Origin of the sequence: Mesorhizobium sp. M7A.F.Ca.US.011.01.1.1 (assembly GCF_003998295.1) — a bacterium.
Taxonomy (GTDB): Bacteria; Pseudomonadota; Alphaproteobacteria; order Rhizobiales; family Rhizobiaceae; genus Mesorhizobium.
Window position 1 is genome coordinate 1 of record NZ_RZRT01000025.1, and the last position, 12,881, is coordinate 12,881.

Genomic DNA, 12,881 nt, shown 5'->3' on the forward strand with positions numbered 1-12,881 from the left:
TCTCGCCGGCCGGCGCATCGAAGCGGTAGAGCGCCGTCTCGGTGCCGGTCGGCAGCGTGCCCGACACCGGCGTGCCAGAGGCGATCGGCGTCGCCGTCGCGACATCAAGCAGACGGAAGCTGTAGGAGCCGGTCGCATCGAGACTACCATCCACGATCAACGTGTAGGACCCGGCCACCAGGTTCAGAAGCGGAGTGCCCGATAATCCGTCCGAATTCGAGAAGCCGACAGGCGTGCTGTTCACCTCGCCGCGCGGCCCGATCAGCTGCCACGAGAGGTTCGGATCGTTGGTCAGGCTGTCGAAATAGAGCCGTGCCGCATTCGCCAGGTCGAACGTGTAGCGGTTCTGCTGGCCGGCGTGCGCGATCGCTCTGTCGACCGTCGTGCCGACCGCTAGCGCCGCCGTCGTATCTGTCACCTTCTGGACCGCAAAACCGAAGCTGGCCGGAGCCGTGTTGTAGACGTAGCCCTCGATCGCAAGCGTGTAGCTGCCCGTGAACGCCAGCGCCTGGACATCCTGGTCGCCAAAACCATTGACCCAGACCTGCCGGCCGAACGGATCGATGAGGCGCCAGTAGACGTTGCCGCCGCTGTTGCTCTGTTGGTCGAAGAAGAACTTCTCGCCGGCCTGCGCATCGAAGCGGTAGAGCGCCGTCTCGGTGCCGGTCGGCAGCGTGCCCGACACCGGCGTGCCCGAGGCGATCGGCGTCGCCGCGGCAAGGTCCAGCAGCCGGAAGCTGTAGGAGCCGGTCGCATCTCCAGAGCCGTCAACAATGAGCGTATAACTGCCAGCAGACAGATCGAGCGGGTCGCCGGAGAAATTGATCGCATCCGAACTGGTGAAGTATCGACTGCTGACCTCCTCGCCGTGCGGTCCGATCAGCTGCCACGAGAGGTTCGGATCGTTGGTCAGGCTGTCGAAATAGAGCCGTGCCGCACCCGCCAGGTCGAACGTATAGCGGTTTTGCTGGCCGGCATGCGCGATCGTTCCATCGACCGTCGTGCCGACCGTCAGCGCGGCCGTCGTGTCCTCGACCTTCTGGACCGCAAAGCTTAAGCCCACCGGGCTCGCGTTGGATACATAACCCTCGATCGCCAGCGTGTAGCTGCCCGTGAACGCCAGCGCCTGGACATCCTGGTCCCCAAAACCATTGACCCAGACCTGCCGGCCGAACGGATCGATGAGGCGCCAGTAGACGTTGCCGCCGCTGTTGCTCTGTTGGTCGAAGAAGAACTTCTCGCCGGCCTGCGCATCGAAGCGGTAGAGCGCCGTCTCGGTGCCGGTCGGCAGCGTGCCCGACACCGGCGTGCCAGAGGCGATCGGCGTCGCCGCGGCAAGGTCCAGCAGACGGAAGCTGTAGGAGCCCGTTGATCCGCTGCCTTGCACCCGCAACTGATAGGTGCCGGGAATCTTGAGCGTGATAACCGGATCACTTCCAACATTGGCTGAGTCTGAATTCGTGAAGGCGCGGGCGGGAACTACCTCACCCTGTGGCCCGATGAGGCTCCAGGTCAGGCTTGAATTAGTCAGGGCATCGAAGAGGAACTGCGTTGGCTGCGTGATGTCGAAGACGTAGTTGTCCTCTTCGCCCGCCGTGTCGATCGCACCTGTCGTGGTGGCACCCAGCACAAGGGCTGTTCCGGTCGGAGTTGGCAGGTCGACATGACCCTCGGACGTAACATTGAACGTATATTGGAGCGCTCCGTTCTCCCCAATCTGCCCTTCCATGAGCAGCGTGTAGATACCCGTCAGCGGCAGCGTCAGGGTCGAGCTGTCAGTGAAGTAGTTTGCGTAAACCTGACCGCCATACGGGTCGATCAAACGCCAATACGGGCTGCCGGCACTGAGCGCCTGTCGATTGAGGAGAATCTGATCTCCGGCCGCGGCATCGAAGCGGTAAAGCGCCGTCTCGTTTCCGGAGGGCAACGTCCCCGACACCGGGTCACCGAGCGTGATCGGTGTGGCAGCCGACAGATCGAGCAGCCGGAAGCTGTAGGGGCCGGTCGCGTCGAGATAGCCATCGACGATCAACGTGTAGGATCCTGCCACCAGGTCCAGAAGCGGAGTGCCCGACGGTCCGTCCGAATTCGAGAAACTGAAGGGGGTGCTGTTCACCTCGCCGCGCGGCCCGATCAGCCGCCACGAGAGGTTCGGATCGTTGGTCAGGCTGTCGAAACAGAGCCGTGCCGCACCCGCCAGATCGAACGTATAGCGGTTCTGCTGGCCGGCATGCGCGATCGCTCCGTCAACCGTCGCGCCGACCGTCAGCGCAGCCGTCGTGTCCTCGACCTTCTGAACCGCAAAGCTGAAGTCCACCGGGCTCGCGTTGGACACATAGCCCTCGATCGCCAGCGTGTAGCTGCCTGTGAACGCAAGCGCCTGGACGTCGACGTCTCCATTCTGGAACCAGTTCGACCAGACCGTTCGGTCGAACGGATCGATGAGGCGCCAGTAGGCGGTGCCGCCGCTGTTGCTCTGTTGGTCGAAGAAGAACTTCTCGCCGGCCTGCGCATCGAAGCGGTAGAGCGCCGTCTCCGTGCCGGTCGGCAGCGTGCCCGACACCGGCGTGCCAGAGGCGATCGGCGTCGCCGTCGCGACATCAAGCAGACGGAAGCTGTAGGAGCCGGTCGCGTCCGCCGCACCGGTGACACTAAGCGTGTAATCGCCGGCAACCAGATCGAGAGCCGAAGTTGCCGACCCGCTTGGACCATCCGAATTGCTGAAGGCGATCCCTGAGACTTCGGATCCATGCGGGCCAGTGAGACTCCAGGCTAATTGTCCATCACTCGTCAGCGCGTCGAAGTAGATCCTCGTGTCTTCAGAGATGTTAAAGGTGAACTGATCTGTTTCTCCGGGTACATCTATCGACCCGTGAACCGGCATGAAGTCAGCTGACAAGAGCAGTCGTGGTTCAAGCGCTTCGAAATGAACGGCTCGCGTTTCGTATTCGCGCCGTTTTCCCTGCCGCTTTTCTTTCTTGGACTTAGTGACATATCCGATCGCTGCTGAAAGCGCAGACGCCGAGCAACTGTTTCGAAAGTTCGCGTTCCGATAGCGGAATGTCATGCCCCTGCACCCCCGGAGTGCATTTGAGCGATAGGATTGGGCGCTAACCGCTGCTTTCCATGGCGAGCAGGAATCGGTCTCCTCCCGCGGGTCCATATTGGGACAAACCAGGACGTAGTCTGGCTTGGGTCCCGCTCCTCATCTGCCACCGATGCACGAATAATTGAAGCTCGAGGCTGCCGTCGCTCGACGCAGCCTCGAAAAGCAAAGGTAGCGGAGGATGGGTATATGGAAATGGCAGACGAAATGCCGTTGAAGCTTTCACCCGTGTTGCCAGACAAGGGCAGCGGCAATAAATCCGTGAACGTGAACTTCGCCACGTCGACAACCCCCAGCCGCTCAGCAATACTATCAATTGCCGAGTCATAGCTACTCGAGCACGGAAAACTGCCAATCTAAGGCCAGGCTTGTAAGTGCCCGACGCCCGCGTCTTTATTATTCTCCTGCTCGCTTCTTCCCTCCCTTTTAGGTTGCCGCTGCGGCCTACTAATGTCAATCGTTTTATTAGCTACGTCTAAGATTCCCTCCGCAAATTGGCAGAAGTGCGCCCCAGAAAGTTCTCGAATTCTCTCTGCTGCAGAAGACGCTGTGCCGGCCACATCTCCCGCGGCTATGAAGAGTATAAACTACTCGCTTCCAAGGTCGGACGCCGGTCGACCCCGAAAGGGTGGGCCAGGTTCCTGCGGTCAATCGGAAGCGGTCACTGGTTCCGGAAGCCATTATCTGTCTCTGGGCGTGCCGTGAAGCACGACATCTCGCCCCTCGACACATCTTGCACAGCGTCCAGGACGCGAAACCTAGCATTCAAGGTTCTTTCAAGATTGATGTGTCAGCAACCGGCGCCAGGGTGATCAGTTACGGAATTGGCGAAGTCCTGCGCGCTGGGCATTAATCAACAGCCAGCGCCAGTATTCAGGCGCGACAGCATGATTCGACCTATCGCGCCAACACGCCAGACGGTAGGTCAGCGCGTCGAACCTTTGGTACGGAGGCGGTTGCTCCTTAGCAGTAATAGCCATTCAGATAGAAAATGTTGCGTTCCGACCCTGGGCCATATTTCTTCGACTTCTTAGGAAGCATATCGGCTATGGTTGTCAGCCCCTTGTTTTCTTTAGCCTGAGGATCGATCGCCCTGCTGAAAACACTCACGCCCCCTTCCCTGAAAGTCACAAATTCGCAAATTTCAGGCGCGTTGATCGCCTTGTGAAGAGCGAAGAAATCAGTTCCTTTCGGGAGTCGATGGAATGTTTCCAGGTTCCCCATGGGGGCTTCTTCGTCCCCGCAGGTGCTGTCACAAAGATCTCGGAGGTCGAGCGGCCCCAATCCGCTGGCCCTCCCGACCCACGTCTCCAAGGCTTCTTCGCACATGATCTTGCCGGCATGCTTGCACTGGCCCAACGCGACGACGCAAACCCCAAAATACTTATACTTGAAGTAGCTCATGATCTTGTGTGCCGACGCTGCCGAGCCGCCTTCGGTGGTCAGCAGAATAAACAGATACTCACCCTTGCCCCGGCGAGGCTCTGTTTCATAAAACACGCACTCAAAAGCTTCATCATCAATATCAGAATTGATGTACAGGAAATCGGCATTCCAATCGTCCGCAAGGTCGTTAGCGACCTTCTCAACCCGTTCAAAAACATCCATTTTTCGACGCATCCGTTACTTCGCATTACGTGTCCGGCACGCCCTTCGCGCCGGGATCGCAACGTGATTTGGGACGGCCTGCTCGGACTTGCGATGGGCGGAATTCACTTGCCCTATAGTATTGGTCAGAAAGCCGGTCGATCAGCTTAGGCGTTGGGTGCTACCAGCTTGCAAGGCGCCATTGAGGACCGTCGGGTGAACCGGCATCTAAGTACCGGACGGGATCTCACACAATTATTTCACTAGGCTAGGCCGCCTCGACCTCACGGAAATTTCGCCACAGCCGGTTCACCGCGGGGAACAGGTTATTCACGCCCTCCAGCTGGGCGATACGTTCGCGAACGGCATCCTCACTGATCACATCGAGCGGCATGCCCATCCGCTGGAGCCATAACGCCGAAAACTGCCAATCGGAACATTTCCCGCCCGAGAGCCACTCGGCGATCTTATCCGGGCGGTAGTATATGCGGTTGCCCTGCCCCCGCCGCATCGGTTCGGTTGCCGGCCCAAGATCTCGCATCCTCCAATTGGCCAAGGACTGAAGGGACGTTCCCAGAAACCGGGCCGCAAGGCGAGAGGGTATCGGGCGCCATGGAGGAAGATTTGTCGTCATGGCAACCGAGAAGAAGTGCTTTGCGTCGACGTGCCTGGCGATCCCCTTAGGTGTCCAGCTGTCCAACTGTCCAACCTCTTTTTCTTCAAAGTGATAGTTGGAAGAGATATAAGTCTGCATGGTCCTTCGCTCCGCGCACCTGGTTAGTTGGCCACCTGGATAGCGGCAGCGACAACAGGCATCAATCCCGCTGTCACATCCGGGTCTTTCCCCAGCAGAGCAGCCCGGACTTCGTCGCCCGAAGCGTTCATCCACTTGTCGAGGTCCTGCCATGCCCAGACGTAGCCACGGGGCGTCCTCCACACAGGGCGCGGAACGGATGACTTCGTGCCCCGCTTGCGATCCCCAAGCTTCCGAAGGATCGGGGTGATCTGCTGCACAGTAATCGTCTTCTTCATGCGCTCTTCAACGGCAGTGGCAACATCCTCCGCCAAGTATACCGGGCGATCGAACGGCGCTGAACCATTGTCCCGAAGCTCCACAATGATCTGTTCCGGCAGGGATGCGGAAGCCCGGATCAACTCGTCCTTCGCACCGGTTCGTGGTGGTTCGGCGTTAGCGTCGAAATCGGAGAGATCGAGGTTGAGCAGATAATGCTTGAAGGCGGCGACGCTTTCGTCCGACAGACCGACCTCCACGAGCCGACGATAATATGCGTCTACCCGCTTGTCGGCTTCCACCTTGCACACGAAGAGCCGCCGGTCATCATGTTCGATGGCCATAGGCTTGTCGCTGTTGGTCATGATGATGATGCCGCGAGGCGTCCTAACGTTGAACGCATCGATACCCTTACGCTCGACGGATTGGGTCTCCTCTGTGGCCCATCTCTTGAGCCGATTGTACGCGGTCTTCAGCTCGTCGATCTGCAGCTCGTCCAGCGCCAGCAGGCGAGTATTTCCCAGCTCGGCCTGCCAACGCTCGCCTAGGATACCACCGTAAACCTCGCGGACATCGTTCTGATGAAACATGCGCTTGACGGCTCGCACCAGAAGGTTCTTGCCGACGCCTTGTCTTGATTGCAGCAAGATCGCCGACTTGATCTTAGCAGCCGGTCGCTGGACGAGATGGGCAAGGTATCTAAGGACCCACCTCCTTTCCCCTTCGCCAGGCAACAGATAGCGAAGATGGTCATCCCATAGCGAGGTGTCGCCTTCCGCGGCGGCGACGCCTCCGTCCTTCCACGTGTTCAAAGTCCGCATGCCATTTTCCTCGACTATGAGCTTGTCATTCCCGACCAGGAAGTCGTGTTCATCGGCGAAGCACGAGAGTGGCGAATTGCGGAAGGTGGTGCTGGCCAACCGCTTCTTCTGCATATTACGCGTGAAGGACCGATCGAAATCCTCCTTCGTCTTGTCCCGTCCCGTCGAGATGTCAAAGAACAGACCAGTTTTGGAGTCGAGCACATATCGCCCCTGCAGTGGCACAAGCCCCGGCTCGGACTTTGCCAGCTGCACCGGGGTACGGATGACCTTTCCTTCACGGAAGAGACAGCCTGCACACTCGGGGTTAGCCCCTGCGATGGTCTCGCACAACTTTGGGCCGTATTCGCTGGCGTGAACAAGCTTGGCCTCCGCCTCGGGATATGAGTATCGCGGGTCACGAGCGGACAGCTGGTGAAAATACCGCTTGCCTTCCGGAATGTGCGCCAGAAGATCCGCGGCATCCTTCCATTGCGGTTCTGTCAAGCGTTCGCTGCCTTCGTCACACGCACGAAGAAAACCACATCCGGCGATCATCGCCAGAGCTCCAGCGGCACTCTTGCAGGCATCTTCGTCGCCCGACATCATTTCCTGGCGAAGCGCGTCGGCCAGCGCGTGCTCGCCAGAACGCGAGGAACTGTCAGAGCTCTCGGCTATTCGGGCTGCGACGACGCCTTCCATCTGCTCAAGGGTCCAGGTCCGACCACTTGCCCCGTCCAAGATGTGGACGGGTTTGGCCGGCTTGGTCTTGGGGTTGAACGTTCCCGGCACCCTGAGGACGCGTGCGAGCTCTGCGATCGTGTCGAGCTTGAGCCCATGTCGTTCCCAGACCACCCGAGCCTGCTCGTTCCAGGCTGACCAGAGCCGCTGAATGCGGCTCCGATCCTCCGTCGTCCTCAGAAGCAACGGCTGCTGAAACTGCCAGATCGGGTAGAGCCCTCCACCTGAGTGGATGATCAGAGTGGGCTCGGGCAGCCCGGCCTCCTCAAGCAGCTTGAGCGCCTGCTCCTCGTTTTCGGGGAGGTTGTGGGCGGCATGCACCCCAGTGGCGAGGTCGATGTCGAGCGCCAAGAAGGCCACGGCACAGGCCGTGTCCCGTCGGCGCGTCTGTTTGTCAAAGGCTTGGCCGTCGTGGAGGGCCACCGCGAGATACCGATGAACGTTATCGGGCTGCGCTGCCAGGAAGTCGAAGACGATTTCCCGATCGGCGTATGGGAAGACCGCATGCCGTCGACGTTCCCCCGACAGATCGCGTTCGAAGACAACGAGGTTTCCCCCGCTGTCCCGTCCGAACATCCGCTCGATGTAGTTTTTAATTTGTTTCCTATCGGACTGCATGAGGACCTACCATGCCTTCCGAGAAAACAAGGTAGTCAGAAACTTCCGCGGGTCTGCGTTGTCATAGTGTTCGAACTCACGAATGCGCCGAGTGCGGTCGTCCTTCAAAATGATATCGGCCGCTCGCCTCACATCGTCGTCGCTGGCGGTACGAGCCCAGGACTTATAGTTCGTAGCCTGCCACTGGTAAAACCAATAGCGGTTGGAAGCTAAGCCGGGACGTGGCTCCGGGCACAGCCCTTCCTTCACCATTTCGACAAGCGCATCCCTGGGGATATGAAGCCGTTGTGCAACTTTGATGTCGACAAGCAGGTCACGGCTTTTGGCCAGATACTGATAGAGATCAATCGATCTTTCAGGTTCCATTAGGACACATCCTTTTCAATGTTGTGGTGATGTTCCTTAATTGTTGATCGCGTATATTACTTACAATGATCGACAGATCATCCAGTGCATCATGGTGGTGCGCTATGCAGCACTTTTATTTTATTCTGGGTTGCAATATTAATATTTTGACGCGTTCGTATGAGAATGGGGTGCTGCGCACCACAGATCCAAGCGCGCCAGTCGACCCGACCCCGCCTGCGCCAAAACCTGAGCGGGGTCCAAGGCCCAAGGCCGGACTGCTCAGAGCTGTGATTGCTGCGTTAAGATCATGCATGACCAGGCGCAGGCGGAATCTTCTCGCAAGGGGACAGTTGTGCTCCAGCCTCCGTGAGCGTCCCGCGTTGAGGCACAGGGGAAAAGACCGCACGGCAGAGACACGGGAAAACCCAATCCGCTCAGCATTTGCTAGGTTCAGTGGCTCACATTTGAAGCCGCGACCGTCACATCCAAATCGTATTGCCCGACCGAGCGATATCCCCAGACGATTGAAGTGGGCTGGGGAAGATCCTTCAAACTGACCTCTGGGATATTCGCGTCCTCACAGGAAAGCAGGATGGTCTCGTGATCGGGAAGATCATCGACCAGGTGTGTGAGCCAAGGGCGAATATGAAGGCTTTCGTCCCAGAGACTGAAAACTGCGAATGGCCAGTTTTTGTAGAAAAGCATGTGGCTGGCCTTCACCACCTTATAGTAGAAAAAATCCTCACCCGTTGAGAGGTACACGCCGGCAGAAGGGATAGCGTCGTCCTCCTCCTCACATCGACGCAAGATCGGCTCCTCAGGAAAGTGTGGTTCACCGTTTATCGTGACCGGATGTGGGAGCGCCCCGTGTTGCGCCATTCGCAACACGTTTTCTTTGAGCATGCCGAGCAGGTCGGCAACTTCTGAGACTGTCAAATATTTGTCGGACATTGGTTTCCTTTCAATGGATTGGTCCGACCCGCATCTGGTCCCGCCGCGCTCGATCCGCTAGGCACGTAATTCGCAATACTATAGGGGAAGAGAATTGCTCCCACCGCGATCGCCTTCTAGAGGTCCAATCTCGCCTGCGCCAGAACCTGAGCCAAGTCCGGGGTCCAAACTCAGTCTACGCAAACCAACCTGCGACCGCTGCTGAGCACTGAGCAAGCGAGGCGCACGCGCGCCATTCCCAGAAGGTCAGTCGAGCTTCAGCCTCTGCGACCCTATCGCCTTGAGGCACTGAGCGAAGAAAACGGCGCTGAAACGTCCGCGTGACAGCTTGTTGCTGATATTCGCCTCTTTTTCTTCGACCCCGATGGCGGCCAGCTTTTCGACGAGATCGGCATAGCTCAAGCCCTTAAGCTTGAGCTCGGCTTTTAGCAGGCCGCTCATCAGCCGCTCCCACTCGGTCTCGGTCATCTGAAAATTCTCCGCGCAAAAAAATTTGGGCCGGCCCGTTGCGTTCCCAATTTTCATAGCTATCTATCAAAAACAGTAGATTTATACTGAAATCGATATCTTTCTCTCAAACCAGCTCATAGGAATTCACGATATGACCCTCGACCAGACAACGGCAAAAGTGCTGACGGACCTCCTGCGCGAACTCTCTTCGGAACTCGATCTTCACTACGACGATCACGATTTCCACGCCCTTAAGTCGACGATCGAAACATTGCGACGCGCCGCTAACCTGACGACGGACGCCGGCCACGAGGCCCCTGAAGTTTACCATCACGTCATGGGCCGCTTCGAGCGGACGACTCGCTCCTAACATAGCGATCCGACAGCCGAATTTCACGGCGCCCAGCCACCCTCGTCCACAGGACCTTCAGGATGACCGAACCATTCGACCCCTCCATATCGAGCTCCGACTATCTGGCCCTGGCTCGTGAGCGCCACCGTGCCGGGACATCCAGACTGAACAAGGAGTTGGCGTGGATGCTGGACGACGAGGCCTACGACTGCGGCCTCAACAAGGAGCACGTCGACATCCTGGTCTACCCGGCCAACTGGAGCGCCGCCGTATGCGATGAGAACAGAAAACCGCGGGTCTTTCTTCATGCCCGGGTCAATCAGAAGGGCAACGCGGAGATCAACTGGGCGCGCGGGGAATTGGGCATCCTCTACGACGAGGACTTCCTGAAGAGATATGTCGACTCGGCCCGGTCCGCCGACTCGGTCCCGTGGCGGGGACTTGGGGAACTGATGTGGTGGAGGGGGTACGAACTGCTGGCCAGCAATGTCACCATTCACAAATCTCCTGTGGCCACGGCTCTGTTGTGTGCGCACGCCGCCAGCCTCAACGAGCTCACGTCATACCTTGACCAGCACGTGACCCTGGTCGGGGCGATGGCGCTCAGCTTCACCTATAAAGACGGCGAAGTGACCTCAGCTGACTTCCTGCCGACCATTCCACACGACCAGCTGCAGGAGATGGTCACGGAGCGGGGCCGCCGGACGACGGCGAGACTTCGGGAGGCGGTCGAGCGCATGGCAACGCTTGATCCTGACGAACCCGAATGATCCCCGGCGCTCTACCCCTCTTTCCTCAAGCAGCCCATGGTCGTTCGATAGTCCCATCGGCCTCGACGTTCGCCCACGACTCTCGCAGCGTTTCTTCGGATTGCGCTTGGCAATGGTACTCCCAGCGGTCCCAGCGGGGTTTCGCGGGCGACACCTTCTCGGCAAAGCTGTCCAGCTGCAGGCGCGAGGAGCAGCGGCGCGGCCAGCTGGATTTTCGGCCGACATTTCCGTCCTGCAGCTCAACCGCCGGCTGAAAAGTTTTGGAACCGGCTCGGTCGCGGATCTTTCGATCACGTGTGCGCCTGGTGGCGGACGAGGGAAGGTGTACACGATATTCTGTGCTGATCGGCTGGGTTTGCGCGGGAATGGTCCTATCTACGGCCCGCAAAAATTTTTGCTTTTTCTGGTAATAGCACTCGCCGCCCGACAGAAGAAAAGCCGCTCCCCCTATAGTACCACGCCCAAGGGCCATAGAACCGCATTGTCCGACGAACTAGATCAGCCTGGCTCCGCCATCAATGGCCTCCACAAACCAGCGTGTCTTCTGATCTGTGACCAACCGAATTTTTGAGAAAAGCAATCGCCCTGACCAAAGCGCGCCGCTCCGGCTGGACATTGCCGCTCGCATAGCGTTCCCAGACGGTACGATGGGGGCACCAGGGCTGCGCAAGGAGCGGGATGCTGGCCGCCTAGTAACAGAGATGATCGCGGGGAAGGAGTATGTCACCTTGGCCGCGATCGTCGAGATGAGGGAAAGATGTCGAGGACTTCGAAAGGGGCACGCCTCGTCTGGCGGGACGAAAGCAGGAAGCAGGACGGATCCTTGCGGAGCCGGGCCGGCTGGTTCATCCGTGACGGCGGCACCTTCGTCAGCGCTTGCGGCGGCACTGGCAACCGCGAACGCGCTGAAAAACGGCTCGCCAGCTACATCACCGAAAAGTACCAGCCGGTCCGCGAACGCGGTCGTGATCCCACTACCGTCGCGATAGCGGACGCCGTTAGTGTCTATCTAACAGACCTCGCGCCCGGCCACGCGAAACCGAAGGAAACCGCTGGCCGTATGGTAGCGGTGCTGAACTGGTTCGGTGACATGATGATTGGCGAGATCAACGGCAAAATCTGTCGTGACTACGCCAAAGCGCACGGCAACGGTGCCGCAGCGAGGCGACAGCTTGAGGACTTGCGGGCAGCGCTGAACAACTATCATCGAGAAGGCTACATAACCTCGGCGCCGGCCATCGTGCTGCCAGCTAAGTCCGTGCCCAGAGATCGCTGGCTGACACGAAACGAAGCGGCGGCTTTGATCCGCGCTGCGTGGCGCATGCGTCAGTCGTGGAAAGGTTGGGCTAGCGACCGTCGCACAGGGCGCCACGTCGCACGCTTTATCCTTGTCGCGCTCTACACCGGCACGCGCTCGGCGGCGATCTGTGGCGCCGCCGTCCGACCTACCGAAGGGGCGGGCTATTTGGACCTGGAGCGCGGCGTTTTCTATCGTCGCGCAGCTGGTCGCCTCGAGACCAAGAAGCGCCAGCCGCCGGTGCGTCTGCCCGATCGTCTGCTTGCCCATGTACGGCGATGGGCGGTCACTCCGCTGGAGATCAAGACCAAGGGTCGCGGCAAGAGCTTAAACGTCGGCCGAATGATCGCCCACGACTACGTAGTTGAGTGGAACGGGAAGCCCGTCCAGTCAGTCAAGAAGGCGTTCCGCTCAGTGGTCGAGGCAGCCGGATTGGGCTGGTACGACGATGTTGAAGGCCCGGATGGAAGCGTCAGACGCCTATTCCGTACCGACGTGACTCCGCACATCTTCCGCCACACCGCTGCAACATGGCTAATGCAACGAGGCTCCGACCCTTGGGCAGCCGCTGGCTTCCTCGGCATGACCGTCGAGATGCTGATCCAGACCTATGGCCACCATCATCCAGACTTCCAAGCGGAGGCGGCCGAGGCGATTGTCTCCAAGTCGCGCTACAGAAATCTTCCAAAAAATGTGGTCCGCATGCCGCAGGCACAGACAACGAACGCCCCCACAGGTCCCCACAGAAACCCCACAGGTATGCTAGAAGCAAAGGTGAACAAAGGTCGCCGACCGTAATGAGGAATGGCGGAAATCCGGGCCTTTGCTGGGAGAGCCCGTCGTTCGGGA

Annotated in this window: 10 protein-coding genes; 3 read left to right on the forward strand and 7 right to left on the reverse strand. The window is 59.0% G+C overall.

The annotated features are described in order from the left end of the window. The 7 genes from EOA13_RS21270 to EOA13_RS21300 all read right to left on the reverse strand — a co-directional run. Positions 1–2,884: hypothetical protein (locus tag EOA13_RS21270; protein ID WP_245490441.1), on the reverse strand; the 2,884-nt coding region annotated here is incomplete at its 3' end. Positions 2,885–4,069: 1,185 nt separating this feature from the next. Then, positions 4,070–4,714: a hypothetical protein gene (locus tag EOA13_RS21275; RefSeq protein WP_127295621.1), complete on the reverse strand. Its 645-nt coding sequence runs from the start codon at positions 4,712–4,714 to the stop codon at positions 4,070–4,072. Positions 4,715–4,961: 247 nt separating this feature from the next. Then, positions 4,962–5,447 carry a hypothetical protein gene (locus EOA13_RS21280; RefSeq protein WP_127295623.1) on the reverse strand — a complete coding sequence of 162 codons (486 nt, stop codon included), beginning with the start codon at positions 5,445–5,447 and terminating at the stop codon, positions 4,962–4,964. Between the two features lie 23 nt (positions 5,448–5,470). Continuing rightward, a complete protein-coding gene (locus EOA13_RS21285; protein ID WP_127295625.1) occupies positions 5,471–7,864 on the reverse strand; it encodes a primase-helicase family protein in 2,394 nt (797 codons plus the stop codon). A 6-nt stretch (positions 7,865–7,870) separates the two neighbouring features. Further along, positions 7,871–8,230, reverse strand: coding sequence for a hypothetical protein (locus tag EOA13_RS21290; protein ID WP_127295627.1), 360 nt, complete (start codon positions 8,228–8,230; stop codon positions 7,871–7,873). A 432-nt stretch (positions 8,231–8,662) separates the two neighbouring features. Then, the gene (locus EOA13_RS21295) at positions 8,663–9,163 is read right to left on the reverse strand and encodes a helix-turn-helix domain-containing protein (protein ID WP_127295629.1); all 501 of its coding nucleotides are present in this window, start codon (positions 9,161–9,163) and stop codon (positions 8,663–8,665) included. A gap of 246 nt (positions 9,164–9,409) precedes the next feature. Continuing rightward, positions 9,410–9,631 (reverse strand): DUF6471 domain-containing protein, encoded by a 222-nt coding sequence (locus EOA13_RS21300; RefSeq protein WP_127295631.1) that lies wholly within the window; start codon positions 9,629–9,631, stop codon positions 9,410–9,412. A 133-nt stretch (positions 9,632–9,764) separates the two neighbouring features. On the opposite strand from EOA13_RS21300, the gene EOA13_RS21305 reads away from it, so the two are divergent. From EOA13_RS21305 to EOA13_RS21315, 3 genes are all read left to right on the forward strand, one after another. Further along, entirely contained in the window at positions 9,765–9,983 is a 219-nt protein-coding gene (locus EOA13_RS21305; protein WP_127295633.1) for a hypothetical protein, read from the forward strand. A gap of 62 nt (positions 9,984–10,045) precedes the next feature. After that, positions 10,046–10,735, forward strand: coding sequence for a hypothetical protein (locus EOA13_RS21310; RefSeq protein ID WP_127295635.1), 690 nt, complete (start codon positions 10,046–10,048; stop codon positions 10,733–10,735). A gap of 757 nt (positions 10,736–11,492) precedes the next feature. Next, a complete protein-coding gene (locus EOA13_RS21315) occupies positions 11,493–12,830 on the forward strand; it encodes a site-specific integrase (protein WP_127295637.1) in 1,338 nt (445 codons plus the stop codon). The last annotated feature ends 51 nt before the right edge of the window (positions 12,831–12,881 follow it).

Excerpts from the sequence above, each read along its gene's own strand:
- EOA13_RS21305 (WP_127295633.1), top strand. The coding sequence starts at position 9,765 with ATGACCCTCGACCAGACAACGGCAAAAGTGCTGACGGACCTCCTGCGC.
- EOA13_RS21280 (WP_127295623.1), bottom strand. The coding sequence starts at position 5,447 with ATGCAGACTTATATCTCTTCCAACTATCACTTTGAAGAAAAAGAGGTT.
- EOA13_RS21290 (WP_127295627.1), bottom strand. The coding sequence starts at position 8,230 with ATGGAACCTGAAAGATCGATTGATCTCTATCAGTATCTGGCCAAAAGC.
- EOA13_RS21275 (WP_127295621.1), bottom strand. The coding sequence starts at position 4,714 with ATGGATGTTTTTGAACGGGTTGAGAAGGTCGCTAACGACCTTGCGGAC.
- EOA13_RS21285 (WP_127295625.1), bottom strand. The coding sequence starts at position 7,864 with ATGCAGTCCGATAGGAAACAAATTAAAAACTACATCGAGCGGATGTTC.
- EOA13_RS21300 (WP_127295631.1), bottom strand. The coding sequence starts at position 9,631 with ATGACCGAGACCGAGTGGGAGCGGCTGATGAGCGGCCTGCTAAAAGCC.
- EOA13_RS21310 (WP_127295635.1), top strand. The coding sequence starts at position 10,046 with ATGACCGAACCATTCGACCCCTCCATATCGAGCTCCGACTATCTGGCC.
- EOA13_RS21295 (WP_127295629.1), bottom strand. The coding sequence starts at position 9,163 with ATGTCCGACAAATATTTGACAGTCTCAGAAGTTGCCGACCTGCTCGGC.
- EOA13_RS21315 (WP_127295637.1), top strand. The coding sequence starts at position 11,493 with ATGTCGAGGACTTCGAAAGGGGCACGCCTCGTCTGGCGGGACGAAAGC.